The following is a 26,626-nucleotide window of genomic DNA, read 5'->3' as shown; positions in this document are numbered from 1 at the left end:
GAGGGTTAGGGTGAGGGGAGAAGTTCGCACTCAGCGGCGAACCGGCGCCCCGTTCGCCACATAATACGCCGCCGTGCTCTTCGCCAGCGGCTCGCGCCCGCGAATGGCGTCGGCAATCTTTTCGCCAATCATGATGGTGGTGGCGTTCAGGTTGCCGGTGATAATCTGCGGCATAATCGACGCATCCACTACGCGTAACCCTTCCAGCCCGTGAACGCGGCCTTCGCCGTCGACCACCGCCATTTCGTCGTAGCCCATCTTGCAGGTACCGCACGGGTGGAAGGCGGTTTCGGCGTGGTTGCGCACGAACTCGTCCAGCTGTTCGTCGGTCTGGCATTCGACGCCCGGGCTGATTTCACGACCGCGATACTTGTCCAGCGCAGGCTGGTGCATGATCTCGCGGGTGATGCGAATCGCGTCGCGGAACTCCTGCCAGTCCTGCTCGTGGGACATGTAGTTGAACAGGATCGCCGGATGCTGGTGCGGATCGCGCGACTTGATGCGCACGTGGCCGCGGCTCGGGGAGCGCATGGAGCCAACGTGGCACTGAAAACCATGCTCTTTCACCGCGTTCGAGCCGTTGTAGTTAATCGCCACCGGCAGGAAGTGATACTGAATGTTCGGCCACTCGAACTCCTCGCGGCTGCGGATAAACCCGCCTGCTTCGAAGTGGTTGCTCGCGCCCACGCCCGTGCCGCCAAACAGCCACTCCGCGCCAATCTTCGGCTGGTTCCACCATTGCAGGGCAGGGTAGAGGGAGACCGGCTCCTTACATTCATACTGAAGATACATCTCCAGGTGATCCTGCAAGTTTTCACCCACTCCGGGTAAATCATGTACCAGCGGGATATCAAACTGCTTCAGCAGTTCAGCGTTGCCCACGCCGGAGCGCTGGAGGATCTGCGGAGACGCGATGGCGCCCGCGCACAACAGTACCTCTTTCTTCGCTGTCGCTTTTGACGGAATGGTGCTTTCGCCTTCCAGCCACTCGACGCCCACCGCGCGCTTGCCGTCAAAGATAATGTGATCGGTCATGGCGTGGGTGCGGATGGTCAGATTCGGGCGCGGTTTGGCCTGATCCAGATAGCCGCGCGCGGTGCTGGCGCGTCGGCCCTGCGGCGTGACCGTGCGATCCATCGGGCCAAAGCCTTCCTGCTGATAGCCGTTGAGATCGTCGGTGCGCGGGTAGCCCGCCTGCACGCCTGCCTCCACCATCGCTTCAAACAGCGGGTTCACACCCGGCTTAGAGGTGGTGACGCTCACCGGGCCGTCGCCGCCGTGGTAGTCGTTCGGCCCCACGTCGCGGGTCTCTGCCTTGCGGTAGTAGGGCAGGCAGTTGAGATAGCTCCAGTGCTCCAGACCCGGTTCTTTCGCCCAGTTGTCCAGATCCATTGCATTGCCGCGCACGTAGCACATGCCGTTGATCAGCGACGAGCCGCCCAGCCCTTTACCCCGTCCGCACTCCATGCGGCGGTTGTTCATGTAAGGCTCTGGCTCGGTTTCATACGCCCAGTTGTAGCGCTTGCCCTGCAACGGGAAGGCCAGCGCGGCAGGCATCTGGGTGCGGAAGTCAAAGCGGTAGTCCGGCCCGCCCGCCTCAAGCAGCAGGACGGTGGTGTTTGGATCTTCAGTCAGTCGTGTTGCCAGTACGTTGCCGGCAGAGCCGGCCCCGATAATGATGTAGTCAAATTGCAAATAAACCTCCCGGTTAAAATATGGACTGGAATTTACCCATCTCAACCTGGATGGACTTCACCTGGGTGTAACTCTGAAGCGTCATGACGCCGTTCTCACGGCCAATGCCGGAGTGTTTGTAGCCGCCCACCGGCATCTCTGCGGCGGATTCGCCCCAGGTGTTGATCCAGCAGATGCCCGCTTCGAGCTGATGAATGGCGCCGTGGGCGCGGTTCAGGTCGGTCGTGACGATGCCTGCCGCCAGCCCGTAGTCGGTGTCGTTGGCGCGGCGAATCGCTTCCTCAATGGACTCATAGGTGAGGATGGACATCACCGGGCCGAAGATCTCTTCGCGCACGATGGTCATCTCGTCGGTGCAGTCGGTGAACACGGTCGGGGCCACCCACGCGCCGTTATCGAAGCCTTCGCCCTTCAGCACGTCGCCGCCGCACAGCACGCGCGCGCCTTCCTCTTTGCCTTTGGCGATGTAGCGCATCACGCTGTCGCGGTGCGGGAAGCTGACCATCGGACCAAAGTTGGTAGCTTCATCGAACAGATCGCCCGCGCGGATGCGGCCCACGCGCTCAACGATTTTTTGCTCAAACGCGGCTTTGAACTTCGCGGGCACGAACACGCGGGTGCCGTTGGTGCACACCTGGCCGGAGCTGAAGAAGTTGGCCATCATGGCGATATCTGCCGCGAGATCCAGATCCGCATCGTCAAACACTATCAGCGGGGATTTACCGCCCAGCTCCATCGTCACCTCTTTCAGGGACGAGGCCGCCGAGTTCGCCATCACCTTTTTGCCGCTGGCGACGCCGCCGGTAAAGGAGACTTTCGCGATGCCCGGATGCTCGGTCAGGTACTGGCCGGTCTCCGCGCCTACGCCCGGCAGGACGTTAAACACGCCGTCCGGCAGGCCCGCTTCGGTGTAGATTTCAGCAAGCTTCAGGGCGGTAAGCGGTGTCACTTCGCTCGGCTTGAAGATCATTGCGTTGCCCGCCGCCAGCGCCGGCGCGGATTTCCACAGGGCGATCTGGATCGGGTAGTTCCACGCGCCGATGCCCGCCACCACGCCCAGCGGCTCGCGGCGGGTGTAGACGAACGAGGTGTCGCGCAGCGGGATCTGGCTGCCCTCCAGCGCCGGGATCAGCCCCGCGTAGTACTCCAGCACGTCCGCGCCGGTGACGATGTCGACGGTCGAGGTTTCGGAATACGCTTTACCGGTGTCGAGGGTTTCCAGCGTTGCCAGCTCGTCGTTACGCTCGCGCAGGATATCGACGGCGCGACGCAGGATGCGCGAGCGCTCCATGGCGGTCATCGCCGCCCAGATTTTTTGCCCGCGCTTTGCGCTTTCGACGGCGCGGTCCACGTCTTCGCGCCCGGCGGCCTGCACGGTCGCCAGAACTTCACCGTTCGCCGGGTTGATGGTCTCGAAGGTGCGACCGCTGGTGGCGGATGTATAACCACCATTGATATAAAGCTGCTGTTCTGCCATTCGGGACATAAATTCTCCTCGGTTAGTCGGTCGGTAAATGCTGGCTGATAAAGTGGCTGGTAAGCGACTGGGCCAGGGTTTTATCCAGCGGTTTGCCGCTGAGCGCAGCGCGCAGCCACAGCCCGTCAATCAGTGCGGCGAGCCCGTAGCCCGCCTCTTCAGCCTGTTCACGCGGCAGCTCGCGGCGGAACTCGTACACCAGGTTTGAGAGCAACCGACGGCTGCTGACCTGCTGCAAACGGTAGAGCATCGGCTGATGCATGCTGCTGGCCCAGAAGGCCAGCCAGGCCTTCATCGCCGCGCCGCTAACCTGAGTTTCATCAAAATTGCCGCCGACAATCGCCTGCAAGCGCTGCTCTGCACTGCCGTCCGGCAGGGCGCGTAAACGGCTTAATACCGCGTCGCGCAGCTGACCGGTGATGTCGCGCATGGTCGCTTCCAGCAGACCGTTTTTATCTTTGAAATAGTGGCTGATGATCCCCGTGGATACGCCCGCCCGACGGGCGATCTGCGCGATGGTTGCGTCATGCATTCCCACTTCATTAATTGCTTCCAGCGTGGCATCGATTAGCTGCCTGCGCCGGATCGGCTGCATCCCCACTTTGGGCATTTTTGCCACTCCATTCATCAGCGTTGGTAATCTATTAAAGCGGTTTTTGATTGGACGTTCAATATAAAATGTGTCTTAATTGTTGCGATTTTGGATTTCAATAGTTACAAAAACAGTGGGGATACTGGATGACAGACCTTTCACAAGACAGAGAAAAAGACAAAATCAACCCGGTCGTTTTTTATACGTCCGCCGGGCTGATTTTGTTGTTTTCCCTGACGACCATCTTCTTTCGTGATTTTTCTGCCGAGTGGATTGGGCGCACTCTGGACTGGGTGTCAAAGACCTTCGGCTGGTACTATCTGCTGGCCGCGACGCTTTACATCGTGTTCGTGGTCTGCATTGCCTGCTCGCGCTTCGGTTCGGTAAAGCTCGGGCCAGAGCAGTCTAAGCCCGAGTTCAGCCTGCTGAGCTGGGCCGCAATGCTGTTTGCCGCAGGCATCGGCATCGACCTGATGTTCTTCTCCGTGGCGGAACCGGTCACGCAATATATGCAGCCGCCGGAAGGGGCAGGGCAGACGATGGAGGCCGCGCGCCAGGCGATGGTCTGGACGCTGTTCCACTACGGCCTGACGGGCTGGTCGATGTACGCCCTGATGGGCATGGCGCTCGGATACTTTAGCTATCGTTATAATTTGCCCCTTACCATCCGCTCCGCGCTGTACCCGATTTTCGGCAAAAAGATCAACGGTCCGATTGGCCACAGCGTCGACATTGCGGCGGTGATCGGCACCATCTTCGGCATCGCCACCACGCTCGGAATTGGCGTGGTGCAGCTCAACTACGGGCTGAGCGTGCTGTTTGACATCCCGGATTCGATGGCGGCGAAGGCGGCGCTGATTGCGCTGTCGGTGATTATCGCCACCATCTCGGTGACCTCCGGCGTGGATAAAGGGATTCGCGTGCTCTCCGAACTGAACGTCGCGCTGGCGCTGGGGCTGATCCTGTTCGTGCTGTTTATGGGTGACACCTCGTTCCTGCTCAATGCCTTAGTACTGAACGTGGGTGATTACGTGAACCGCTTTATGGGCATGACGCTGAACAGCTTTGCCTTTGACCGTCCGACAGAGTGGATGAACAACTGGACGCTGTTCTTCTGGGCGTGGTGGGTGGCGTGGTCGCCGTTTGTCGGCCTGTTCCTGGCGCGTATTTCGCGTGGGCGCACCATCCGTCAGTTCGTGATGGGCACGCTGATCATCCCGTTCACCTTTACCCTGCTGTGGCTGTCGATTTTCGGCAACAGCGCGCTGCACGAGATCATCCACGGCAATGCGACTTTTGCCCAGGAAGCGATGGCGCACCCGGAGCGCGGCTTCTACAGCCTGCTGGCGCAGTACCCGGCGTTCACCTTTAGCGCGTCCGTAGCGACCATCACCGGCCTGCTGTTCTATGTCACCTCGGCGGACTCTGGCGCGCTGGTGCTGGGGAACTTCACCTCGAAGCTCAAGGACATTAACAGCGACGCGCCGAACTGGCTGCGCATCTTCTGGTCCGTCGCCATCGGCCTGCTGACGCTCGGCATGCTGATGACCAACGGTATCTCGGCGTTGCAGAACACGACGGTGATCATGGGCCTGCCGTTCAGCTTCGTGATCTTCTTCGTGATGGCCGGGCTGTATAAATCGCTTAAGGTGGAAGACTACCGCCGCGTCAGCGCCAGCCGCGACACCGCCCCGCGTCCGCTGGGCGCGCAGGACAGGCTGAGCTGGAAAAAACGCCTCTCGCGCCTGATGAATTACCCCGGTACGCGCTACACCAAACAGATGATGGAGACGGTCTGTTTCCCGGCGATGGAAGAGGTGGCACAGGAGCTGAAGCTGCGTGGCGCCTACGTGGAGCTGAAAAACCTGCCCCCGGAAGAGGGCGAAAATCTGGGGCACCTGGATCTGCTGGTGCACATGGGCGACGAGCAGAACTTTGTCTATCAGATCTGGCCGCAGCAGTATTCGGTACCCGGCTTTACCTACCGGGCGCGCAGCGGGAAGTCGACCTACTACCGGCTGGAGACGTTCCTGCTGGAAGGCAGCCAGGGGAATGATCTGATGGATTACAGCAAGGAGCAGGTGATTACGGACATTCTGGACCAGTATGAACGGCACCTGAACTTTATCCATCTGCACAGGGAAGCGCCGGGGAATAGCGTGATGTTCCCGGATGCCTAAAGTTTGATCTGAATAAAGTGCGTGAAAGTTAAGGGGCCAGATTGTTATGAATCTGGCCCTGTACTTTTCGAATAGTGCTTATTATATCTTTTACTAGAGGTGTACTATGTACGCCTTTATGTTGTTCCGAGGTATAAAATGAGCATCTTTGATGAACTTAAAACTTCGCTTGAAGAGGCGGTTGAGATCCACAGCGGAAGGAAAGCCGCTTCCCGGGTAACCCGCTATGAAGTTGCTGATGTGCGCGCCATCAGAGAGCAGCTCAATATCACGCAAAGCGAAATGGCGAAGGCGCTTGGCACGAGCGTCGATACGATAAAGAGCTGGGAGTCTAAACGTCGCAACCCAACCGGGCTGGCGGCGAAGGTACTTAATGTGATTCGGGAGAATCCTGCATTTTATAAGGCACTTGCCGGGCAGTGAGTCGCCCTTATGCCGGGTGGCGCTGCGCTTACCCGGCCAACAAAACTCCAAAACTGCTTTACCGTAGGCCTGATAAGCGAAGCGCCATCAGGCTCTCCCTCCGTTGACACAACTTTAATGATAATTATTTTCATTTAAATATAGCCTGTGCTATACCTTATAGCACAGGCTAATTTTGCTTTGATTTTAATCACCTCAGGAGACTTCTGCGATGCATCCACGGCAAGGATTGAAGCGTCTGTTGCTCGGCGCGCTGCTCATGACCGCGACCACCACGGGCGCGCTGGCGGCTGAAAAGTTCCAGGTCATCACCACTTTTACCGTTATCGCTGATATGGCGAAAAACGTGGCGGGGGATGCCGCAGAGGTCACCTCCATCACCAAACCGGGCGCGGAAATTCACGAATACCAGCCCACCCCGGGCGATATCAAACGCGCGCAGAAGGCGCAGCTGATCCTGGCGAACGGCATGAACCTGGAGCTGTGGTTCCAGCGCTTTTATCAGCATCTGAACGGTGTGCCGGAGGTGGTGGTCACCAAAGGCATCACCCCGATGGGCATCAGCGAAGGGCCCTATAACGGCAAGCCCAATCCGCACGCGTGGATGTCGCCGGACAACGCCCTGATTTACGTCGATAACATCCGCGACGCGCTGGTGAAGTACGATCCGGCCAACGCACAGATCTATCAGCGCAACGCTGATGCTTACAAGCAGAAGATCACCGCCACTCTCGAACCGCTGCGCAAGCAGGTCGCGGAGATACCGGAAGACAAACGCTGGATGGTGACCAGCGAAGGGGCTTTTTCCTATCTAGCGCGGGATTTGGGCCTGAAGGAGCTTTACCTGTGGCCGATCAACGCCGATCAGCAGGGCACGCCCCAGCAGGTGCGCAAGGTTATCGATCTGGTGAAAAAACATCACATTCCGGCGGTGTTCAGCGAAAGCACGGTCTCCGATAAGCCCGCCCGTCAGGTGGCGCGTGAAACCGGCGCCCACTATGGCGGCGTGCTGTACGTCGACTCTCTGAGCGCGGAAAACGGCCCGGTGCCAACCTATATCGATCTGCTGAACGTCACCACCCGCACGCTGGTGCAGGGCATCCGCGACGGGATGAAGGAGTAATCATGCAGAAAGGTATTGTTGTAACCGACGTGACCGTGACCTACCGCAACGGCCACACGGCGCTGCGCGACGCGTCGTTCAGCGTGCCGGGCGGATCGATTGCTGCCCTGGTGGGGGTGAACGGTTCCGGCAAGTCCACGCTGTTTAAGGCGGTGATGGGGTTTGTGCGGGCGGCGAGCGGCACTATCTCCATTCTGGGGCTGCCGCCTCACCGGGCGCTGCGTCAGAACCTGGTCGCCTACGTGCCGCAGTCGGAAGAGGTCGACTGGTCGTTTCCGGTGCTCGTCGAGGACGTGGTGATGATGGGCCGCTACGGGCATATGGGGTTTCTGCGTCGCCCCAAAGAATGCGATAAGCAGATCGTCACCGACGCCCTGAAGCGCGTGGACATGCTTGAGCTGCGTCATCGGCAGATTGGCGAACTGTCCGGCGGCCAAAAGAAGCGCGTGTTTCTGGCCCGTGCGATTGCCCAGCAGGGCGAGGTGATCCTGCTCGACGAGCCGTTTACCGGCGTGGACGTCAAAACCGAAGCCAGGATCATCAGCCTGCTGCGGGAGCTGCGTGACGAGGGTAAAACGATGCTGGTCTCGACCCACAATCTGGGCTCGGTCACGGAATTCTGCGATTACACGGTGATGGTCAAAGGCACCGTGCTGGCGAGCGGCCCGACGGATATCACCTTTACCGCCGAGAATCTTGAGCGCGCCTTCAGCGGCGTGCTGCGCCACGTGGTGCTCAGCGGCTCGGAAGATCGCATTATTACCGACGACGAACGCCCCTTCGTGGCGCACCGACAGGAGGCCAAATGAACGCGCTTCTCGAACCCTTCGGCTACGAGTACATGCTCAACGCGATGTGGGTCTCGGCGATGGTGGGCGGGCTGTGCGCGTTTCTCTCCTGCTATCTGATGCTTAAAGGCTGGTCGCTGATCGGCGATGCGCTGTCGCACTCCATCGTGCCGGGCGTAGCGGGCGCTTACATGCTCGGGCTGCCGTTCTCGCTGGGGGCGTTTTTATCGGGCGGGCTGGCGGCGGGCAGCATGCTGTTTCTCAACCAGCGCAGCCGCCTGAAGGAGGACGCCATTATCGGGCTGATCTTCTCCTCCTTTTTCGGGCTGGGGCTGTTTATGGTCTCGCTCAACCCGACCTCGGTGAACATTCAGACCATCGTCCTCGGCAATATTCTGGCTATCGCCCCGGAAGATATCGTCCAGCTGGCGATTATCGGCGTGGTGTCGATAGTTATCCTGCTGTTCAAATGGAAAGATCTGATGGTGACCTTTTTTGATGAGAACCACGCCCGCGCCATCGGTCTGCGTCCTGAACGCCTGAAAATTCTCTTCTTCACGCTGCTGGCGGTCTCTACCGTGGCGGCGCTGCAAACCGTCGGCGCGTTTCTGGTGATCTGTCTGGTAGTCACGCCCGGCGCGACCGCGTGGCTGCTGACCGACCGCTTCCCGCGCCTGCTGATGATTGCCGTCGCCATTGGCAGCATCACCAGCTTCCTCGGCGCGTGGGCCAGCTATTACCTGGACGGCGCCACCGGCGGCATTATCGTGGTCGCCCAGACGCTGCTGTTTTTGCTGGCGTTCGTCTTTGCGCCGAAGCACGGACTGCTTGCCAGCCGTCGTCGGGCGCGGGAGGCACACCCATGATGACGCTGCTCCTCGAACCCTTCCAGTTTGCGTTTATGAACAACGCGCTGCTGATTTCACTCCTGGTGGCCGTGCCCTGCGCGCTGCTGTCGGTTTTTCTGGTGCTGAAAGGCTGGGCGTTGATGGGCGACGCCATGAGCCACGCGGTGTTTCCCGGCGTCGTGCTGGCCTGGATGATGGGCCTGCCGCTGGCGCTGGGCGCGTTCGTGGCCGGTCTGTTCTGCGCGGTCGCCACCGGATACCTGAAGGATAACAGCCGCATCAAACAGGATACGGTCATGGGGATCGTCTTTTCCGGCATGTTCGGCGCCGGGCTGATCCTCTATATCGCCGTCAAACCCGAGGTGCATCTCGACCACATTCTGTTCGGCGATATGCTGGGTATTAACGTGATGGACATTCTGCAAAGCGGTCTCGTCGCGGGGCTGATTGCGCTGGTGATTGGCCTGAAGTGGCGCGATTTTCTGCTGTTTTGCTTTGACTATCAGCAGGCGCAGGCGAGTGGCCTGCGCACCCGCTGGCTGCACTACGGCTTACTGTGCATGGTTTCGCTGACCATCGTCGCGACGCTGAAAGCGGTGGGGATCATTCTGTCGATTTCCCTGCTGATTGCCCCCGGCGCCGTGGCGGTGCTGATTACCCGACGCTTTCACATGGCGCTGCTGGTGGCGGTCGCCGTTTCAGCGCTGGTGTCGGTAAGCGGCGTTTATGCCTCGTTTTATCTCGACAGCGCGCCTGCGCCGACCATTGTGGTCCTGTTCGCGATGGTGTTTATCGTGACGTTTGTGGTGACCAGCGTGAAGGCTCGTCGCCAGGAGCGTGTGACAGCAGAGTGATGACCTGTTCGCCGTGCTGCTGCCAGTGCAGGGGGAAGGCGGTGCCTTCTTGAAAGTCTGCTAGTTGACAGGTCAATGCCAGCGTAAGCGTCTTATCGTCGAGCATGGTAACGCGGGCGCAGTCAAAACCCATCCAGGCCTGTACCTGCGGAAAGAGGGCCTTAAACAGGCTCTCTTTGGCGCTGAAGACCAGCGTCAGGGCGAGGGCGAACGGGTATCCCAGGCGGAAAAGCACAGGTTCTTCCTGTGTATCAATGATGCCGTCTTTGATTTCCCTGGCTTCGTTTTCGGAGAGGATCGTTTCACAATCGATGCCGATAAGCGCCGGGTATTGCGTGACGACGGCTATCGCCTGCGTGCCGCTGTGGGTGATGCTGCCGGAAATTCCTTGCGGCCAGAGCGGTTCCCCGCTGGGGCCGATGGCGGGCATGGTGTAGTCAGGTAAGGCGTGCGCGGCGGCGATGCGGCCTGCGAGGTGGTCGGCCTTGCGTTTGCGTCCGGCGTTAGCCAACTGGGCGTGGTGGGGGAGCCAGAGGAGATCGGCATCCGTAAAGGTGGTGGGGTCGAAGGTGATGCGGTGGAGGGTGTGGCCAGCGAGAGAAAATGTGCTGTGGGTGGTGTGCATGGTTTTCCCTTCAGTATTGTGCGGCCTGATGCCCTCACCCCAGCCCTCTCCCACAGGGAGAGGGAGCAAACACTAAAAACGGCAACGGGGTTGCCGTTTTGCTTTTACCTCGCCCTCACCCCGGCCCTCTCCCACAGGGAGAGGGGGAAGTCACTGCCTGTATCAGAACCTCGTATTTACGCTCATGTACCAGGTGCGACCCGGTTCATTATACGTATACGCACCCGCGCCGTACATATACGCACCCGTCGTGGTATTACCCGTGGTCTGGGCGTTACCCGCGCGCCACTGGCGCTTGTCGAAGACGTTGTCCACGCCGCCGGTCAGGCTGACGTTTTTGGTCACGTCCCAGGTCGCGCTCAGACCAACGATGCTGTACGGGCTGACTTCGTCTTTCTCAGACCCGGTCACCGGCTGACCTTTGTAGTTGTACTTCTTCGGCTGCTGCTTGCCGTACCAGGTGAAGGTCGACTGCAATGAGACATCCTGACGTACCTGCCAGCTCAAGGTAGAGTTCAGCGTATACTCCGGGATGATCGACAGACGATCGCCGGTCTCCTTGTTCTTACTTTGCAGCATGTAGGTGATGTTGTTGGTCCAGTTGATGGTGTCGCTGACCGGCACGTTCAGGGAGCCTTCCAGACCTTCCACTACCGCCTTCGGCACGTTTTCCCACTGGTAGATGTCGGTGGTGACTTTGCCGGTGGACGTCTGGCCAATCGGCGCGTAGCCCGCTTCAATCTTGTTGCGATAGTCGTTGCGGAACCAGGTCACGCCAGCCAGCCAGCCGTCGCGTTTCCACTCCAGGCCAATCTCTTTGTTGATACTGGTTTCCGCTTTCAGATCGTCGTTACCCATCATGTAGCAGCCCACGCCGTCGGAGCTGGCGTAGCAGCCCTGGCCTTTACTGTACAGCAGGTAGTTCGGGTTGGTCTGATACAGGCTTGGCGCTTTATAGGCGCGCGCGATGCCCATCTTCAGGGTGAAGTCATCCCCCAGACCTTGCGACAGGTTCAGGGACGGGCTCCAGTTATTACCCACAATAGTATGGTGGTCGAAGCGCAGGGCAGGGGTCAGCATGGTGCTGTCGGTCAGCTCCATGTTGTTTTCGGCAAACAGGGAGAAGATCTCCGCTGACGTGTACGGGCTACGATCTTCGCTCATGCCCGGGATGGTGCCCCCCTGCTGGGTTTGTGTAAAGGAGGTTGAGTCCTTCATGCGCTGCTGGTTCCACTCGGTGCCGAGCGTCAGGTTCTGGTTCACAATGAAATCAATCGGCAGGTTGATTTCGCTGTGCAGCATCACGTCGGCCAGATCGGTATCGGTGAATTTATTGCTGTTGAACAGGCCTTCCAGACCGCCCGCCAACCCTTCACCCAGACGAGAGTTGCGGGTGTGCTCGTACTGCGCCCAGTTGCTGGTGGTGATGCCGTTATCCCAGCCGCCGTTCCAGGTCACGGCGAAGTTCTGACGATAGATACGGTTAGTCTCTTTACCGTAGTTCTTCTTCACCAGCGCGTTGTCGTTGTTGGTGTTCTGCGTGTCGCCCGCATACAGGTTGTTCTGGCGGCTGTAGCCCGCTTCAAACTCCAGCGACTGCATCGGCGCGAAGTCCCAGCGCACCACGCCGTTGATGTCTTTATTTTCCACACCTTCACGGCCTGCGGGCAGGGTGTTGGCGTAAGCGCCCGTGCGGTCAGACTGGTGACCCTGGTTGATATCCCACGCGTCGGCCTGGGTTTTATCCAGGTTACCGTACATGCGGAAGCTGAAATCCCCGCCCAGCGGGCCGCTCAGGCTGAAGTTGGTGCGTTTGGTGGAACCTTCGTCTTTATGCTCTGGCGCGTTCAGGTAGGTGTTCCAGGAGCCGTGCCACTGGTCGTCAAATTTTTTGGTGATGATGTTCACCACGCCGCCCGCCGCACCATTACCGTAGCGGGCAGCAGCCGGGCCACGGATCACTTCGATGCGCTCGATCATCTCCGGCGGGACCCAGCCGGTATCGCCGCGGGTATCACGCTCGCCGCGCCAGCCCAGACGGATGGAGTTGCGGCTGGTGACCGGCTTGCCGTCGATCAGGATCAGGGTGTTTTCCGGGCCCATGCCGCGAATGTCAATCTGACGGTTGTTCCCGCGCTGGCCGCTGGTGGAGTTGCCGGTCAGGTTAACGCCCGGCATGGTGCGGATGATTTCCGCCACGTCGCGCGCTGGAGGGTTTTTGCGGATCTCATCGGCGGTGATGGTCGACACGCCCGGCGCCTGCAAATTCTGCTCGGCGGCGGTGATCACCATGGTGTCTTCGTTCTGCGCGGAGGCGGTGTTATCGTCTGCCATGGCGGGCAGCGCGACACCATAAATCCCTAAATTGACCAGCAAGGCCAGAGAGTGAATCTTCTTATTCATTGTACGTCCCGCTTTTATGGTTATTTAATGAGCGCGCTTCCCACAGCGCGGGCATTACGCTATTGCAAATGCAAATAGTTATCAATAATATTATCAATAAAATTTGCTCTGAAACAAAAAAGTCTGTTAAACATGGGGTTATAAGGGTGACGGCGTTAACAACCGGAAGTGAAGCGTGGTGGCAGACGAAAAACGGGCCGGAACGGGAACGTCATCAGGAAAACTATCGCGTGACATTCTGGTGGCGGGACCCGGCGGGAACGCAGAAAACCTCGACGGTGAAACGCGTCTGGCTCTACGTCACCGGCGTGACCGATCATCATCAAAATGCCCGTCCGCAATCCCTTGAACGTATCCCGGATACCGACGTCTGGCAGTGGCAGGGCGAGTTCAGTCCCGAATGGCGCGGCAGCTACTGTTTTATCCCCTCCGATAACGAAAACGATTTTGCCGATGCAGTGTTTGAAGGCGAGCAGCCGGACCGCATGGCGCTGCGCGAAGGCTGGCGTAAACTGTTGCCGCACGCGGTGTCCGACCCGCTGAATCCGCAAAGCTGGCGCGGCGGGCGCGGGCACGCCGTCTCGGCGCTGGAGATGCCGGAGGCGCCCGTACAGCCCGGCTGGAACCATCCCGATACCCCTTACAATAAGCCTGTCTGTATTGATTGGCACAGCGCGCGTCTGAAGAACCGTCGTCGCGTGTGGATTTTTACCACCGGGGATGAAAGCCCCGAGCGCCCGCTGGCGGTGCTCCTTGACGGGCAGTTCTGGGCCGAAAGCATGCCCGTCTGGCCTGCTCTGGCGTCGCTCACCCATGAAGGCAAACTGCCGCCTGCGGTTTATGTCTTAATTGACGTCATTGACACCGCACACCGCAGCCGCGAGCTGCCGTGCAACCCTGATTTCTGGCTGGCAGTGCAGGAAGAACTTCTCCCGCAAGTGAAAAGCATGGCCCCGTTCAGCGACCGCGCCGACCATACCGTGGTGGCGGGTCAGAGCTTCGGCGGACTCTCTTCCCTCTATGCGGGCCTCAACTGGCCGCAGCGTTTTGGCTGCATCCTCAGCCAGTCCGGATCCTACTGGTGGCCGCACCGCGGCGCGCAGCAGGACGGGCTGCTCATCGAACAACTCAAAGCGGGTGAAAAAACCGCTCGCGGGCTGCGCATTGTCCTTGAGGCCGGGCGCAACGAGCCGCTTATTTTGCGCGCCAACCAGGCGATCTTCGCCGAACTACACACTCAGCAACCGGTTTTCTGGCGTCAGGTTGACGGCGGACACGATGCGCTTTGCTGGCGCGGTGGGCTGACGCAGGGGCTGATGACCCTCTGGCAGCCGCTTATTCAATAACGGAGTCTGTATGGAATTCAGCAATCCTTTCGATAATCCGCAGGGACAGTTCGCCATTTTGCAAAATGACCAGGGGCAGTACAGCCTGTGGCCGCAGCAGTGCGAGTTGCCCGCGGGCTGGCGCGTGGTCTGCGAACCGCAATCTCAGGAGGCGTGCCAGCAGTGGCTGGCGGAACAGTGGCAGACGCTTGAGCCGTTTTATTTTGCGGGGGAGCGCGCATGAACCGTCTCCCTCTTGTCGCCGCCCAGCCGGGGATTTGGATGGCAGAGCAGCTTTCCTCCCTGCCAAACGCCTGGAGCGCCGCGCACTATACCGAGCTGAAAGGCGCTATCGATGCGCCATTGCTGGCAAAAGCCATCGCTGAAGGCATGATGCAGGCCGACACCCTGCGGATGCGTTTTGCCGAAGATCACGGTGAGGTGTGGCAGTGGATCGATGAGGCCATGCTCCTGCCGGAGCCGTCCATCGTGCGCGTTGACTCCCACGACGCCGCCGTGGCGCTGATGGAAGCCGATCTCAAGCAGAACCTGCGCGTCGACAGCGGTCAGCCGCTGGCGTTTCACCAGCTGATCCAGGTGGGAGAAAGCCACTGGTACTGGTATCAGCGGTATCATCATCTGGTGGTAGATGGCTTCAGTTTCCCGGCCATTACGCGTCAGATCGCCGCCATTTACGCTGCGTGGCAGAAAGGGGAACCCGCGCCCGCCTCCCCGTTTACTCCGTTCGCCGAGGTGGTGGAGGAGTATCAGCGCTATCGCGACAGTGAGGCGTATCAGCGCGACGGTGCTTTCTGGGCCGAACAGCGCCAACAGCTTCCTTCTCCGGTCTCGCTCTCTTCCGCGCCCCTGCCTGGACACGCCGCCACCACCGACATCCTGCGCCTGAAAATGGCGATGGACGGACGTGCTTTCAGCCAGCTTGCACAGATGGCAGGCCAGGCGCAGCGTACCGATCTGGCGCTTGCGCTGGTGGTGCTGTGGCTGGGCCGCCTGACCGGACGGCTGGACTACGCCGCCGGGTTTATCTTTATGCGCCGCATGGGCTCCGCCGCGCTGACCGCGACCGGACCGGTGCTCAACGTCCTGCCGCTGGCGGTGAATATTCGCCCGCACGAGAGCCTGCCGGAACTGGCGCTGCGCCTGGCGAACCAGCTGAAAAAGATGCGTCGCCATCAGCGTTACGACGCCGAACAGATCGTGCGCAACAGCGGACGTGCCGCAGGCGATGAAGCCCTGTTTGGTCCGGTGCTGAACGTCAAGGTGTTCGATTATCAGCTGGATATCGACGGCGTGGAGGCCATTACCCACACGCTGGCGACCGGCCCGGTGAACGATCTGGAGCTTGCGCTGTTCCCGGACGAGCAGGGCGGACTGAGCATTGAGATCCTCGCCAACGGGCAGCGTTACGACGAGGCGACGCTAAAGGGTCACGCGGCGCGGCTGAACGCAATGCTGACGCAGTTTGCCGCCAACCCGGACCTGCGCTGTGGCGACGTGGACACCGTATCAGAGCAGGAATACGCCCGGCTGGCGCGCATCAACGATACCGGGCTGGCGCTGCCGTCCACCACGCTGGCGGATCTGGTCGCGGAGCAGGCGAGCAAAACGCCGGACGCCCCCGCGCTGGCGGATGCCCATACTGAACTGAACTACCGCCAGATGCGCGAGCAGGTGGTCGCGCTGGCAAACCTGCTGCGCGCGCGCGGCGTGAAGCCGGGCGACAGCGTGGCGGTGGCGCTCCCGCGCTCGGTGTTCCTGACCCTGGCGCTGCACGGGATTGTTGAAGCTGGCGCCGCCTGGCTGCCGCTGGATACCGGTTACCCGGATGACCGTCTGCGGATGATGCTGGAGGACGCGAAGCCGTCGCTGCTCATTACCACCGACGAGCAGCTTCCGCGCTTTAGCGATCTCTCCGTCGAGACGTTTAGTTACAACACACTATTACCGACCTCGGGTGCTGAACCGCTGCGCCTGGCGAAGCCGGAGCAAACCGCGTACATCATCTTTACCTCCGGTTCGACGGGACGTCCAAAAGGGGTGATGGTCGGCCATACCGCCATCGTTAACCGCCTGAAGTGGATGCAGGATCATTATCCACTGACGGCGCATGACGTGGTGGCGCAGAAAACCCCGTGCAGCTTTGACGTGTCGGTGTGGGAGTTCTGGTGGCCGTTTATCGCCGGGGCAAAGCTGGTGATGGCGGAGCCGGACGCGCACCGCGATCCGCAGGCGATGCAGAGCTTCTTCGCAGAATATGGCGTAACCACCACCCACTTCGTGCCGTCGATGCTGGCGGCGTTCGTCGCCTCGCTGACGCCGGAAAACGCCCACTGTTGCAGGACGCTGAAGCAGGTGTTCTGTAGCGGCGAGGCGTTGCCGACTGCGCTGTGTCGCGAGTGGGAACAGCTCACCCATGCGCCGCTGCACAACCTCTATGGCCCGACCGAAGCAGCGGTGGACGTCAGCTGGTATCCGGCGTACGGCCCCGAGCTGGCGGCGGTGGAGGGTAACAGCGTGCCGATCGGTTTCCCGGTATGGAATACGGGGCTGCGCATTCTGGATGCGATGATGCGCCCGGTACCGTTCGGCGTGGCGGGGGATCTGTATCTCACCGGCATCCAGCTGGCGCAGGGGTATCTGGGACGCCCCGACCTTACCGCCAGCCGCTTTATCGCCGACCCGTTCGCGCCGGGCGAGCGGATGTACCGCACCGGTGACGTTGCCCGCTGGCTGGATAACGGCGCGGTGGAATATCTGGGCCGCAGCGACGACCAGCTGAAAATCCGCGGACAGCGCATCGAGCTGGGTGAAATCGACCGGGCGATGCTGTCGCTGCCGGACGTGGCGCAGGCCGTGGCGCACGCCTGCGTGTTCAACCAGGCAGCGGCGACGGGTGGCGATGCCCGCCAGCTGGTGGGGTACGTGGTTTCTGAATCTGGCTTACCGCTGGACCGCGACGCGCTGCTTGCATCACTCAAAGCCCAGCTGCCACCGCATATGGTGCCGGTGGTGCTGCTGCAAATCAGCGCGCTGCCGTTAAGCGCCAACGGCAAGCTGGATCGCAAGGCGCTGCCGCTGCCGGAGCTGACCAGCAGAACTTCCGGTCGCGCACCTGAGACGCAAACCGAAGTGGCCGTGGCGCAGGCGTTTTCTTCCCTGCTGGGCTGCGCGGTGAACGATATCGAGGCCGATTTCTTTGCCCTCGGCGGCCACTCGCTGCTGGCGATGCGCCTCGCGGCTCAGCTCAGCCGTGCGTTCAGCCGTAAGGTCACGCCGGGGCAGATTATGGTCGCCTCGACGGTAAGCAAGCTTAGCGCCCTGCTGGACTCGCAGATGAGCGACGAGCAGGCGCAGCGTCTGGGGTATGAAACCCTTCTGCCGCTGCGTGAAAGCAACGGCCCGACGCTGTTCTGCTTCCATCCGGCGTCCGGCTTTGCCTGGCAGTTTAGCGTCCTGGCGCGCTACCTCAGCCCGCGCTGGTCCATCGTCGGCATTCAGTCGCCGCGGCCAAACGGCCCGATGCAGCAGTGCGCGGATCTCGATGGGGTGATCGAACATCATCTGAACACGTTGCGTAAGCAGCAGCCGCAGGGGCCGTATTACCTGTTCGGCTATTCCCTCGGCGGCACGCTGGCGCAGGGCATTGCGGCCCGCCTGCGCGAGCAGGGTGAAGCGGTGGCGTTCCTCGGCCTGCTGGATACCTGGCCGCCGGAAACCCAGAACTGGGCGGAGAAAGAGGCCAACGGCCTCGACCCGGCGGTGCTGGCAGAAATCGAGCGCGAGCGTCAGGCGTTTATCGCCGCCCAGCAGGGGCAGGGCTCCAGCGAGCTGTTTAACGCCATTGAGGGCAACTACGCCGACGCGGTGCGGCTGCTCACCACCGCACACAGCGCGCGCTTTGACGGTAAAGCGACGCTGTTTGTCGCCGAGCGAACGCGAACCCAGGATCCTCAGGCCGCGTGGGCGCCGTGGGTGGGCGAGCTGGAGGTCTACAGCCAGGACTGCGCCCACGTGGATATTATTTCACCGCAGGCGTTTGAGAAAATTGGGCCGGTACTGAAGGAAATTTTAGGATAGTGCAAATGCCCCTCACCCTAACCCTCTCCCTGTGGGAGAGGGCCGGGGTGAGGGCATCAGACCGCACGTTTTCCAAGCGGCACCACCAACGGCGTACCCGCCACCGGATCGTCAATAATCATGCAGCGCATGCCGTAGATCCGCGCGATCAGCTCTGGCGTAACAATCTCCTTCGGCGCGCCCTGCGCCACAATCTCGCCGTCGCGCAGCGCAATCAGATGCGTCGCGTAGCGGCACGCCTGGTTTAAGTCGTGCAACACCGCCGCCAGGGTGTACCCCTGCGTACGGTTCAGCTCGCTCAGCAGCTCCAGCAGGTCAATCTGATGGCTGATATCCAGCCAGGTCGTCGGCTCGTCCAGCAGCATGATCGAGGTTTCCTGCGCCAGCACCATTGCGATCCACGCGCGCTGGCGCTGTCCGCCGGAGAGGGTATCGACGCTTTGCTGGGCCAGCTCGGTGATGCCCGTCGCCTGCATCGCGCGCTTCACGGCCTCGTCGTCCTCCTTGCGCCAGCGGGTAAACAGCGGCTGGTGCGGATAGCGCCCGCGGGAGACCAGCTCCTGCACGGTAATATCCCCCGGCGTGGTGGCGTTTTGCGCCAGCAGCCCAATTCGGCGCGCCACCTCTTTGCTGGCGAAGCGCTGGATCTGCTCCCCGTCGAGGAACACGCTGCCCTCAACCGGCGACATCAGGCGGCTCAGCGTGCGCAGCAATGTTGATTTGCCGCAGCCGTTTGGCCCGATAATGGCGGTGAAGTGGCCGTCCGGAATGGCGACGGATAAGTCCCGGGCAATGATTTTTTTGCCGTAGCCGAGGGTCAAGTTTTCGCCGCGCAAGCGGGTGGTTAAATCTGTCATTTCTTGCGTGACTCCTGAACGAGCAAGACGATGAGGTAAATCCCGCCGAGGCTGACGGTCACCACGCCCACCGGCAGTTGATAAGGCGTAAACAGCCGCTGGGCGCAGAGATCGGCGGCCAGCAGTAATACTGCACCGCACAGCGCCGCCTGGGTTAATCCCCAGCGCGCGGTGCCGCTAAGTCGCCGCGCGATATGCGGCGCGACAAGGGCAATAAACGAGATCGGCCCGGCGATGGCGGTAGACGCTGCGGTCAGCAAGACCGCCACCAGCATCAGCATCAGGCGCGAGCGCTCTACGCTCACGCCCAGCGCGCAGGCGCTGTCGTCGCCCATCTCCAGCAGCCGCATGCGCCTGACCAGCAGCAACGCGCCGATAAACATCAGGATAATCAGCGGCGCGGCGGGCCAGGTTTTTACCCACGTCAGACCGTTGAGGGAACCGGCGTACCACAGTCCGGCGGAGAGTGCGGTTTCCAGCGACGCCTGTAGCAGAAGCCAGGTGTTAAACGCCATCAGCATCGCGCGGATGCCGATCCCGATGATGATCAGGCGGAAGGTGTCGATGCCGTTGCGCCAGGCCAGGGCCCAGATAAGCAGGGAGGTGAGAATGCCGCCCGCCATCGCCGTAAAGGTAATGGCCGTGAGATGCTGCCCGAACAGCACCATCGCCACCAGCACGCCGCTCCACGCGCCGGTATTCAGGCCCATCACGTCCGGGCTGCCGAGGGGGTTACGCATCAGCGACTGGAATATCGCGCCGCTGACGCCAAGCGCCGCGCCAACCAGGATCGCCATTGCCACGCGCGGCAGTCGCCATTCGGTGACCACCATGGTGATGTTACGCGGCGCGCTGCCGGTGAGAGCGTGAAAGACCTGCGCGAAATCAAGCGTTACGGCACCGCTTTGCAGGCTCCAGACCGCCAGCAGCAGACAGGCGACGACCAGCAGGGCGACGCTGGTGAGTAAACGACGTGACGGGGCCATCATGCGCCACCCCCGCGTCTGCGTCGTACCAGGAAGATCAGCACCGGCGCGCCGATAAAGGCGCTGACCACCGAGACACGCAGTTCGCCCGGCACCAGCAGGCGGCCCAGCACGTCGGCAAACAGCAGCAGGGCAGGGGTCGCCAGCAGCGTTACCGGGAGGGACCAGCGGTGATCCGCCCCCACCAGCCAGCGCGCCATGTGCGGCATCATCAGGCCGATAAAGGCAATCGGGCCGACCACGGCGGTCGCGCTGCCGCACAGCACGGTGATGGCAAGCAGGCCCGTCAGCTGCGTACGCGCCACGCGGTTGCCGAGGGCGGTCGCGGTGTCACTGCCGAGGCTCAGGCTGTTCAGCGCCCGGCTTAAACAGAGCGCCACGGCGGCAGCGACGCTCGCCGGGATCACCACCACTTTTAAGGTTTCAAGGGTACGAATATCCAGCGAACCCGCCTGCCAGAAGCGCAGCTGGTCATACACGTCCGGGTTGAGCAGGGCGATGCCGTTGGACAAGCCTTCCAGTACCGCCGCGAGCGCTACGCCCGCCAGCGTTAAGCGTACCGGGCTGAGCTGTCCGCCGCCCTGGCTGCCGGTAAACGCCACCACCAGCGAGGCGGCCAGCGCGCCGCAGAAGGCCATCACCAGCTGTTCAGACGGAGAGGTGAAACCAAACAGCGCCGCGCCGAGCACAATGGCGAAACTGGCACCAGAGTTCACGCCGAGAATGCCAGGGTCCGCCAGCGGGTTGCGGGTGAGGGTTTGCATCAGGGCACCGGCAAGGCCGAGCGCACCACCGGCCAGCAGGCCGGCAAGGGTGCGGGGCAGGCGAGCGTCGAGCACGATGGTGCAGTCGGCGCTCTGACAGGTACCGGATAGCGCATCGACAATAACGGACGCGGGCAGCGGTTTTGCGCCGACCAGCAGGCTGAGTGCAATCGCAAGGATTAGCAGTAGCAATAAAACGGGCACGGCAAGGGCGCGCACCGCAGAAGAGGAAAACGACATAGCAACATCCATGATTCGATAATGATAGTGATTATCGTTATCTATCTTATTTGGCTATGTTAGCATGTGCGCCCATGGAATGGGTAGAAATAGACTCAAGGCTTTGTCATGAATCAAAAATCCTGGCTGCTTAACCTCAGCCTGCTCAAAACACACCCGGCGTATCGCGCCGTTTTTATCGCTCGCTTTATCTCCATTTTGTCCCTCGGTTTGCTTGGTGTGGCCGTGCCGGTGCAAATCCAGACCATCACTCACTCCAGCTGGCTGGTAGGGTTATCCGTCACCTTAACCGGCGGGGCGATGTTTATCGGCCTGATGGTGGGCGGCGTGCTGGCGGACCGATACGAGCGTAAAAAGCTTATCCTGCTGGCGCGCGGCACCTGCGGGGTGGGCTTTGTCGGGCTGTGTCTGAACGCCATGCTGCCGGAGCCGTCGCTGGTGGCCATTTACGTGCTGGGATTGTGGGACGGCTTTTTTGCTTCGTTAGGCGTGACGGCACTGCTGGCGGCCACGCCCGCGCTGGTCGGGCGCGAGAACCTGATGCAGGCGGGGGCGATCACCATGCTCACCGTGCGCCTCGGCTCGGTGATTTCGCCGATGGTCGGCGGTCTGCTGCTGGCGACCGGCAACGTGGCGTGGAACTACGGCCTTGCCGCAGCCGGAACCTTTATCACCACCCTGACGCTGCTGCGTCTGCCGCTCCTGCCACCGCCGCCGCAGCCGCGCGAGCATCCGCTGAAGTCCCTGATGGCCGCGATTCGTTTTCTGTTCAGCAACCCGTTGATTGGCGGCATTGCGCTGCTCGGCGGCCTGCTGACGATGGCGAGCGCCGTGCGCGTGCTGTACCCGGCGCTGGCGGGCGAGTGGCAGATGAGCGCCTCAGAGATTGGCGTGCTGTACGCCGCCATTCCGCTCGGCGCCGCGTGTGGGGCGCTGACCAGCGGCAACCTGGCGCAGAGCGCGAGACCGGGGCTGATCATGCTGGTGGCGACGCTGGCCTCGTTTATCGCGATTGGTTTCTTCAGCCTGATGCCGGTGTGGGCGCTGGGGGTGATGTGTCTGGTGATTTTTGGCTGGCTGAGCGCGGTCAGCTCGCTTTTACAGTACACCCTGATCCAGACCCAGACGCCGGAAGGGATGCTCGGGCGCATTAACGGCCTGTGGACCGCGCAGAACGTGACGGGCGATGCAATTGGCGCGGCGATCCTCGGCGGGATGGGGGCGATAATGACCCCGGTGGCGTCGGCGAGCAGCAGCGGGTTTGTGTTAGCGATGATTGGCGCGATCTTACTGGTGACGCTGGTGGAATTGCGGCGGTTCAGGCAGGAGGTTGCGTTGAACGACGGTGCGGCCTGATGCCCTCACCCCGGCCCTCTCCCACGGGGAGAGGGAGGAAAAATGCCTACTTAAACAACGCATTCAATCTGTCTAACACCAGCATCGCGCTGTAATAATCCAGGCGGAACGTCTCCGTTCCCAGCGCCCAGACGCGCTTGTTCTTCACCGACGGCAGATGCGCCAGCAGCGGATTGGCGTAAATCGCATTCACGTCTTTCTGGTCGCCGGCAAACACGAACAGCCCTTCGCCGTTCAGCCCCGTCGCCAGATTTTCTCCACCCAGCTGAATAATGTCGTGGCGCTTGCCCTGGCTTGTTGAGGTCTGCAAACCGGCAGGCAGGTCCGCCAGCGTAAAGCCCAGCTGGTGCAGCAGCTTGCCCTGCGCGGAGTCTGTCGTCCACAGGTTCGCCGTGTGTGCCGCGGCGGTGTAAACGATGGCATTCACCGGCTGTGGCGGCAGCTTCATCTGCTGCTTCACCTGGGCGAGCTGTTTATCGAAGGCAGCGATGCGCTCTGCGGCCTGTCTCTCCTGCCCGGTGATCGTCCCCAGCTGGGTCAGCAGTTCCTGCCAGCTTTTGTCGTCGTAATTGATGATAAGCGTCGGCGCGATGGCGGAAAGCTGATCGTAGAGCGCAAGCGCGGAATCCCCGCCGGTGGCGCTGATCAAAATCAGGTCCGGCATCTGGGCCGCGACCGCTTCGGCGCTCGGCTCGCCGATGTACAGCCGGGCAACCTTACGCTGCTTCGCGATATCGCCCCACTGACGTAAAAAGCCCTGCGCATCCGCCACGCGGTTGTTCGGCGTGGTCGCTCCGCTGGCAATGACCGGCGCGTCAATGGCCAGCAGGGAGCCGGTTAAGGTCACGCTGGTGGAGACAATGCGCGTCGGTTTGCTCTCAAGCGTGTGAACGCCGCGGCTGTCGGAGACCTGGCGCGGCCAGTCGTCGGCGGCGGCTGAGGTTAGTCCTAAAACAAAAAGTCCTGTTAAAAGAAGGGCATTGCGGCAAACGGCAGCGATTTTCACAGAGCGGCATCCTGATTTTATTGAAGATAATGCTTCTCATTTTCAGGGCTGTAGGGAAGGGATGCAAGCGTTTGTCGCACAAGTTATTTGCCCGACGGTTGACAGCGGGGCGATGTGGGATTAGGTTAGCCGACGAAAATATAAATGATAATCATTATTGCTTCTTTTATCATTTTAAGGAGGATGATATGGACACGTCCCTGGCTGAGGAAGTTCAGCACACCGCGACTACGCTGCAAGCAGATATCTTTTTCTTTATGTCGCCTTACCGCAGTTTTACCACGTCCGGCTGTTTTGCCCGTTTTTCTGAACCCGCCGTCGGCGGTGACGATCCGGCGGGTCCCTTTCAGCAGAAATTAGCTCAGGCTTTCCGGAATGCGAAAAACAGCGGCATTGCCCATCCGGTGATGGTAGGGGCGATCCCCTTCGATACCCGCAAACCGTCATCGCTGTTTATTCCGCAACGCTGGCAAACCTTCTCCCGCCCGGCGCGTCAGCAGTCCGCACGCTACGCCTCCGGCGCGCAGACGCTGAACGTGCAACAACGCAGCGAGATCCCGCCGCAGCCGGTTTTCGAGGAGATGGTTGCTCGCGCCGCGTCGCTCACCGCCACGCCGCAGGTGAATAAGGTGGTGCTGTCGCGCCTGATTGATATTGCCACCGACAAACAGATTGATAGCAGCGCGCTGATGGAGCGTCTTATCGCCCAGAACCCGGCGAGCTTTAACTTCCACGTACCGCTGGAAGACGGCGGCGTGCTGCTGGGCGCCAGCCCGGAACTGCTGTTGCGTAAAGAGGGCGCGCACTTTAGTTCGCTGCCGCTGGCGGGCTCTGCGCGCCGTCAGCCGGACGATGTGCTGGATCGCGAAGCGGGCACTAAGCTGCTGGCCTCCGAAAAAGACCGTCACGAGCACGACCTGGTAACCCAGGCGATGAAAACCATTCTGGAACCGCGCAGCCATCATCTGAGCATGCCGGCTTCCCCGCAGCTCATTACCACCCCAACGCTGTGGCATCTGGCCACGCCGGTTGAGGGTGACGCGCGTGAAAACGAGAACGCCCTGACGCTGGCCTGCCTGCTGCACCCGACCCCGGCCCTGAGCGGTTTCCCGCATCAGGCGGCAAAAGAACTCATTGCCGAGCTGGAGCCCTTCGACCGCGAACTGTTCGGCGGCATTGTTGGCTGGTGCGACAGCGAAGGTAACGGCGAGTGGGTGGTAACTATCCGCTGCGCGCGGCTGCATCAAAATACCGTTCGCCTGTTTGCCGGCGCGGGCATTGTGCCTGCTTCCTCCCCGGTGGGCGAGTGGCGCGAGACGGGCGTGAAGCTCTCCACCATGCTCAACGTGTTTGGTTTGCACTAAGGAATACTCATGACCATCCCTTTTACCCGCTGGCCTGAGGATTTTGCCCGGCGCTACCGTGAAAAAGGCTACTGGCAGGATCTGCCGCTGACCCACATCCTGACGGACCATGCGGACAGCGATGCGGTCGCGATAATTGACGGCGATCGCCGCATTACCTACCGCGCGTTTAATCAGGCGGTGACGAATCTGGCGTCCGCCCTTCAGGCGCAGGGGCTGCATCGCGGCGAGACCGCGCTGGTGCAGCTCGGCAACGTGGCCGAGTTCTACATCACCTTCTTCGCGCTACTGCAAATCGGCGTCGCGCCGGTCAACGCGCTCTTTAGCCATCAGCGCAGTGAACTCAACGCCTACGCGGAGCAGATCAAACCCGCCGTGCTGATTGCCGATCGCGACCACGCGCTGTTCGCGGGTGATGATTTTCTCAATACCTTTGTGGATACGCATCGCTCGTTACGCGTCGTGCTGCTGCGCGGTGACAAGGGCGAACACGCGCTGGAAGCGGCGATTGCGCGCCCGGCGGACAACTTCATCCCGAACCCGACGCCCGCAGACGAAGTGGCGTTCTTCCAGCTCTCCGGCGGCAGCACCGGCACGCCGAAGCTGATCCCGCGTACGCACAACGACTACGACTACAGCATTCGCCGCAGCAACGAAATCTGCGGTATCACTGCGCACACCCGCTATCTGAACGCGCTTCCCGCGGCGCACAACTACGCCATGAGTTCGCCGGGATCGTTAGGCGTTTTCACGGCGGGCGGCTGCGTGGTGCTGGCGAACGATCCGAGCGCCACGCTCTGCTTCCCGCTGATTGAGCAGCATCAGATCAACGTCACCTCGCTGGTGCCGCCCGCGGTCAGCCTGTGGTTGCAGGCGATTGCCGACGGCGCGGGGAACGCCCAGCTGAAATCCCTCGAACTGCTCCAGGTAGGCGGCGCACGTCTCTCCGCCACGCTTGCGGCGCGCATTCCGGCGGAAATTGGCTGCCAGCTTCAGCAGGTGTTTGGCATGGCGGAAGGGCTGGTGAACTACACCGCCCTCGACGATGCGCCGGAGCGCATCATCAATACCCAGGGCCGCCCGATGTGCCCGGACGATGAAGTGTGGGTGGCGGATGAGGACGGCAACCCGCTGCCGCGCGGGGAAGTCGGGCGTCTGATGACGCGCGGCCCGTATACCTTCCGCGGCTATTTCAACAGCCCGGAACACAACGCCAGCGCCTTTGATGCCAACGGTTTCTACTGCTCGGGCGATCTGATCGCCATCGACGAGCAGGGTTACATCACCGTGCAGGGGCGCGAGAAAGATCAGATCAACCGCGGTGGCGAGAAGATCGCCGCCGAAGAGATCGAAAACCTGCTGCTGCGCCACGACGCGGTGATCCACGCCGCGCTGGTGAGCATGGAGGACAGCCTGCTGGGCGAAAAAAGCTGCGCGTACCTGGTGGTGAAACAGCCCCTGCGCGCGGTGGAGGTGCGCCGCTTCCTGCGCGAGCAGGGCGTTGCCGAATTTAAGCTGCCGGACCGCGTGGAGAGCGTGGATGCGCTTCCGCTCACGCCGGTAGGCAAAGTTGATAAGAAACAGTTGCGCCTGTGGCTTGCTGAACGCGCCCGGGGCTGAGG

Annotated in this window: 21 protein-coding genes; 12 read left to right on the top strand and 9 right to left on the bottom strand. The window is 61.2% G+C overall.

Features of this window, described 5'->3' with window-relative positions:
- Nucleotides 1-30: 30 nt before the first annotated feature.
- Genes betA through betI form a run of 3 tightly spaced genes read right to left on the bottom strand, consistent with a single transcriptional unit; the run spans nucleotide 31 to nucleotide 3,782 of the window.
- Entirely contained in the window at nucleotides 31-1,695 is a 1,665-nt protein-coding gene (betA, locus tag CU081_RS21975; protein WP_003858831.1) for a choline dehydrogenase, read from the bottom strand.
- A 13-nt stretch (nucleotides 1,696-1,708) separates the two neighbouring features.
- Nucleotides 1,709-3,181, bottom strand: coding sequence for a betaine-aldehyde dehydrogenase (betB, locus tag CU081_RS21970; RefSeq protein WP_022650555.1), 1,473 nt, complete (start codon nucleotides 3,179-3,181; stop codon nucleotides 1,709-1,711).
- A 13-nt stretch (nucleotides 3,182-3,194) separates the two neighbouring features.
- Complete coding sequence (betI, locus tag CU081_RS21965) at nucleotides 3,195-3,782, bottom strand: transcriptional regulator BetI (RefSeq protein ID WP_003858827.1); 588 nt, start codon at nucleotides 3,780-3,782, stop codon at nucleotides 3,195-3,197.
- 128 nt (nucleotides 3,783-3,910) lie between these two features.
- Here betI and betT point away from each other — a divergent pair, with 128 nt between their 5' ends.
- The 6 genes from betT (at nucleotide 3,911) to CU081_RS21935 (ending at nucleotide 9,980) form a co-directional block, all read left to right on the top strand.
- Nucleotides 3,911-5,944 carry a choline BCCT transporter BetT gene (gene betT / locus CU081_RS21960; RefSeq protein ID WP_022650556.1) on the top strand — a complete coding sequence of 678 codons (2,034 nt, stop codon included), beginning with the start codon at nucleotides 3,911-3,913 and terminating at the stop codon, nucleotides 5,942-5,944.
- Nucleotides 5,945-6,082: 138 nt separating this feature from the next.
- Nucleotides 6,083-6,367 carry a NadS family protein gene (gene nadS / locus CU081_RS21955; protein ID WP_022650557.1) on the top strand — a complete coding sequence of 95 codons (285 nt, stop codon included), beginning with the start codon at nucleotides 6,083-6,085 and terminating at the stop codon, nucleotides 6,365-6,367.
- Nucleotides 6,368-6,578: 211 nt separating this feature from the next.
- Entirely contained in the window at nucleotides 6,579-7,490 is a 912-nt protein-coding gene (gene sitA / locus CU081_RS21950; RefSeq protein WP_022650558.1) for an iron/manganese ABC transporter substrate-binding protein SitA, read from the top strand.
- Nucleotides 7,491-7,492: 2 nt separating this feature from the next.
- Nucleotides 7,493-8,299 carry an iron/manganese ABC transporter ATP-binding protein SitB gene (gene sitB, locus CU081_RS21945; protein WP_022650559.1) on the top strand — a complete coding sequence of 269 codons (807 nt, stop codon included), beginning with the start codon at nucleotides 7,493-7,495 and terminating at the stop codon, nucleotides 8,297-8,299.
- Complete coding sequence (gene sitC / locus CU081_RS21940; protein WP_022647369.1) at nucleotides 8,296-9,144, top strand: iron/manganese ABC transporter permease subunit SitC; 849 nt, start codon at nucleotides 8,296-8,298, stop codon at nucleotides 9,142-9,144. Before sitB ends, sitC begins: the two co-directional genes overlap by 4 nt.
- Nucleotides 9,141-9,980 carry a metal ABC transporter permease gene (locus CU081_RS21935; protein WP_022650560.1) on the top strand — a complete coding sequence of 280 codons (840 nt, stop codon included), beginning with the start codon at nucleotides 9,141-9,143 and terminating at the stop codon, nucleotides 9,978-9,980. The genes sitC and CU081_RS21935 overlap by 4 nt, the downstream gene beginning before the upstream one ends.
- Here the strand turns inward: CU081_RS21935 and entD are convergent.
- Nucleotides 9,916-10,605 (bottom strand): enterobactin synthase subunit EntD, encoded by a 690-nt coding sequence (gene entD, locus CU081_RS21930; protein ID WP_022650561.1) that lies wholly within the window; start codon nucleotides 10,603-10,605, stop codon nucleotides 9,916-9,918. The two genes, CU081_RS21935 and entD, sit on opposite strands and share 65 nt — an antisense overlap.
- A 162-nt stretch (nucleotides 10,606-10,767) precedes the next feature.
- On the bottom strand, nucleotides 10,768-13,008 hold the full coding sequence (locus tag CU081_RS21925; RefSeq protein ID WP_022650562.1) for a TonB-dependent siderophore receptor: 2,241 nt from the start codon (nucleotides 13,006-13,008) through the stop codon (nucleotides 10,768-10,770).
- 146 nt (nucleotides 13,009-13,154) lie between these two features.
- Here CU081_RS21925 and fes point away from each other — a divergent pair, with 146 nt between their 5' ends.
- Genes fes through entF form a run of 3 tightly spaced genes read left to right on the top strand, consistent with a single transcriptional unit; the run spans nucleotide 13,155 to nucleotide 18,431 of the window.
- Entirely contained in the window at nucleotides 13,155-14,354 is a 1,200-nt protein-coding gene (gene fes, locus CU081_RS21920; RefSeq protein WP_032645860.1) for an enterochelin esterase, read from the top strand.
- A gap of 10 nt (nucleotides 14,355-14,364) precedes the next feature.
- Complete coding sequence (locus CU081_RS21915) at nucleotides 14,365-14,577, top strand: MbtH family protein (protein ID WP_003858806.1); 213 nt, start codon at nucleotides 14,365-14,367, stop codon at nucleotides 14,575-14,577.
- Nucleotides 14,574-18,431, top strand: coding sequence for an enterobactin non-ribosomal peptide synthetase EntF (entF, locus tag CU081_RS21910; RefSeq protein WP_022650564.1), 3,858 nt, complete (start codon nucleotides 14,574-14,576; stop codon nucleotides 18,429-18,431). Before CU081_RS21915 ends, entF begins: the two co-directional genes overlap by 4 nt.
- 56 nt (nucleotides 18,432-18,487) lie before the next feature.
- Here the strand turns inward: entF and fepC are convergent, their stop codons facing one another.
- The 3 genes from fepC to fepD are packed head-to-tail and all read right to left on the bottom strand — an operon-like array spanning nucleotide 18,488 to nucleotide 21,278.
- On the bottom strand, nucleotides 18,488-19,288 hold the full coding sequence (gene fepC, locus CU081_RS21905; protein ID WP_022650565.1) for an iron-enterobactin ABC transporter ATP-binding protein: 801 nt from the start codon (nucleotides 19,286-19,288) through the stop codon (nucleotides 18,488-18,490).
- A complete protein-coding gene (fepG, locus tag CU081_RS21900) occupies nucleotides 19,285-20,274 on the bottom strand; it encodes an iron-enterobactin ABC transporter permease (RefSeq protein WP_072139725.1) in 990 nt (329 codons plus the stop codon). Before fepG ends, fepC begins: the two co-directional genes overlap by 4 nt.
- The gene (gene fepD / locus CU081_RS21895; protein WP_022650567.1) at nucleotides 20,274-21,278 is read right to left on the bottom strand and encodes a Fe(3+)-siderophore ABC transporter permease; all 1,005 of its coding nucleotides are present in this window, start codon (nucleotides 21,276-21,278) and stop codon (nucleotides 20,274-20,276) included. The genes fepG and fepD overlap by 1 nt, the downstream gene beginning before the upstream one ends.
- Before the next feature lie 108 nt (nucleotides 21,279-21,386).
- On the opposite strand from fepD, the gene entS reads away from it, so the two are divergent.
- The gene (entS, locus tag CU081_RS21890; RefSeq protein ID WP_022650568.1) at nucleotides 21,387-22,634 is read left to right on the top strand and encodes an enterobactin transporter EntS; all 1,248 of its coding nucleotides are present in this window, start codon (nucleotides 21,387-21,389) and stop codon (nucleotides 22,632-22,634) included.
- A gap of 46 nt (nucleotides 22,635-22,680) precedes the next feature.
- Here entS and fepB read toward each other — a convergent pair whose 3' ends face one another.
- Nucleotides 22,681-23,640 carry a Fe2+-enterobactin ABC transporter substrate-binding protein gene (gene fepB, locus CU081_RS21885; RefSeq protein WP_022650569.1) on the bottom strand — a complete coding sequence of 320 codons (960 nt, stop codon included), beginning with the start codon at nucleotides 23,638-23,640 and terminating at the stop codon, nucleotides 22,681-22,683.
- Between the two features lie 188 nt (nucleotides 23,641-23,828).
- Between fepB and entC the strand changes: the two genes are divergently transcribed.
- Both entC and entE read left to right on the top strand, forming a co-directional pair.
- Nucleotides 23,829-25,004 (top strand): isochorismate synthase EntC, encoded by a 1,176-nt coding sequence (gene entC / locus CU081_RS21880; RefSeq protein WP_058647479.1) that lies wholly within the window; start codon nucleotides 23,829-23,831, stop codon nucleotides 25,002-25,004.
- A gap of 9 nt (nucleotides 25,005-25,013) precedes the next feature.
- A complete protein-coding gene (gene entE / locus CU081_RS21875; RefSeq protein WP_022650571.1) occupies nucleotides 25,014-26,624 on the top strand; it encodes a (2,3-dihydroxybenzoyl)adenylate synthase EntE in 1,611 nt (536 codons plus the stop codon).
- Nucleotides 26,625-26,626: the final 2 nt, after the last annotated feature.

The organism is Enterobacter sp. CRENT-193 (assembly GCF_002787395.1).
GTDB classification, from domain to species: Bacteria; Pseudomonadota; Gammaproteobacteria; order Enterobacterales; family Enterobacteriaceae; genus Enterobacter; species Enterobacter hormaechei_C.
The sequence above is the reverse complement of the archived record's forward strand: the minus strand, read 5'-3'. Positions and strand labels throughout refer to the sequence as shown.

Coding starts and splice junctions, on each gene's coding strand:
- fepD (WP_022650567.1), bottom strand. CDS start 21,278: ATGTCGTTTTCCTCTTCTGCGGTGCGCGCCCTTGCCGTGCCCGTTTTA.
- fepG (WP_072139725.1), bottom strand. CDS start 20,274: ATGGCCCCGTCACGTCGTTTACTCACCAGCGTCGCCCTGCTGGTCGTC.
- betI (WP_003858827.1), bottom strand. CDS start 3,782: ATGCCCAAAGTGGGGATGCAGCCGATCCGGCGCAGGCAGCTAATCGAT.
- nadS (WP_022650557.1), top strand. CDS start 6,083: ATGAGCATCTTTGATGAACTTAAAACTTCGCTTGAAGAGGCGGTTGAG.
- fepC (WP_022650565.1), bottom strand. CDS start 19,288: ATGACAGATTTAACCACCCGCTTGCGCGGCGAAAACTTGACCCTCGGC.
- entF (WP_022650564.1), top strand. CDS start 14,574: ATGAACCGTCTCCCTCTTGTCGCCGCCCAGCCGGGGATTTGGATGGCA.
- CU081_RS21915 (WP_003858806.1), top strand. CDS start 14,365: ATGGAATTCAGCAATCCTTTCGATAATCCGCAGGGACAGTTCGCCATT.
- entC (WP_058647479.1), top strand. CDS start 23,829: ATGGACACGTCCCTGGCTGAGGAAGTTCAGCACACCGCGACTACGCTG.
- sitB (WP_022650559.1), top strand. CDS start 7,493: ATGCAGAAAGGTATTGTTGTAACCGACGTGACCGTGACCTACCGCAAC.
- entD (WP_022650561.1), bottom strand. CDS start 10,605: ATGCACACCACCCACAGCACATTTTCTCTCGCTGGCCACACCCTCCAC.
- CU081_RS21935 (WP_022650560.1), top strand. CDS start 9,141: ATGATGACGCTGCTCCTCGAACCCTTCCAGTTTGCGTTTATGAACAAC.
- sitA (WP_022650558.1), top strand. CDS start 6,579: ATGCATCCACGGCAAGGATTGAAGCGTCTGTTGCTCGGCGCGCTGCTC.
- entE (WP_022650571.1), top strand. CDS start 25,014: ATGACCATCCCTTTTACCCGCTGGCCTGAGGATTTTGCCCGGCGCTAC.
- entS (WP_022650568.1), top strand. CDS start 21,387: ATGAATCAAAAATCCTGGCTGCTTAACCTCAGCCTGCTCAAAACACAC.
- CU081_RS21925 (WP_022650562.1), bottom strand. CDS start 13,008: ATGAATAAGAAGATTCACTCTCTGGCCTTGCTGGTCAATTTAGGGATT.
- betT (WP_022650556.1), top strand. CDS start 3,911: ATGACAGACCTTTCACAAGACAGAGAAAAAGACAAAATCAACCCGGTC.
- sitC (WP_022647369.1), top strand. CDS start 8,296: ATGAACGCGCTTCTCGAACCCTTCGGCTACGAGTACATGCTCAACGCG.
- betB (WP_022650555.1), bottom strand. CDS start 3,181: ATGTCCCGAATGGCAGAACAGCAGCTTTATATCAATGGTGGTTATACA.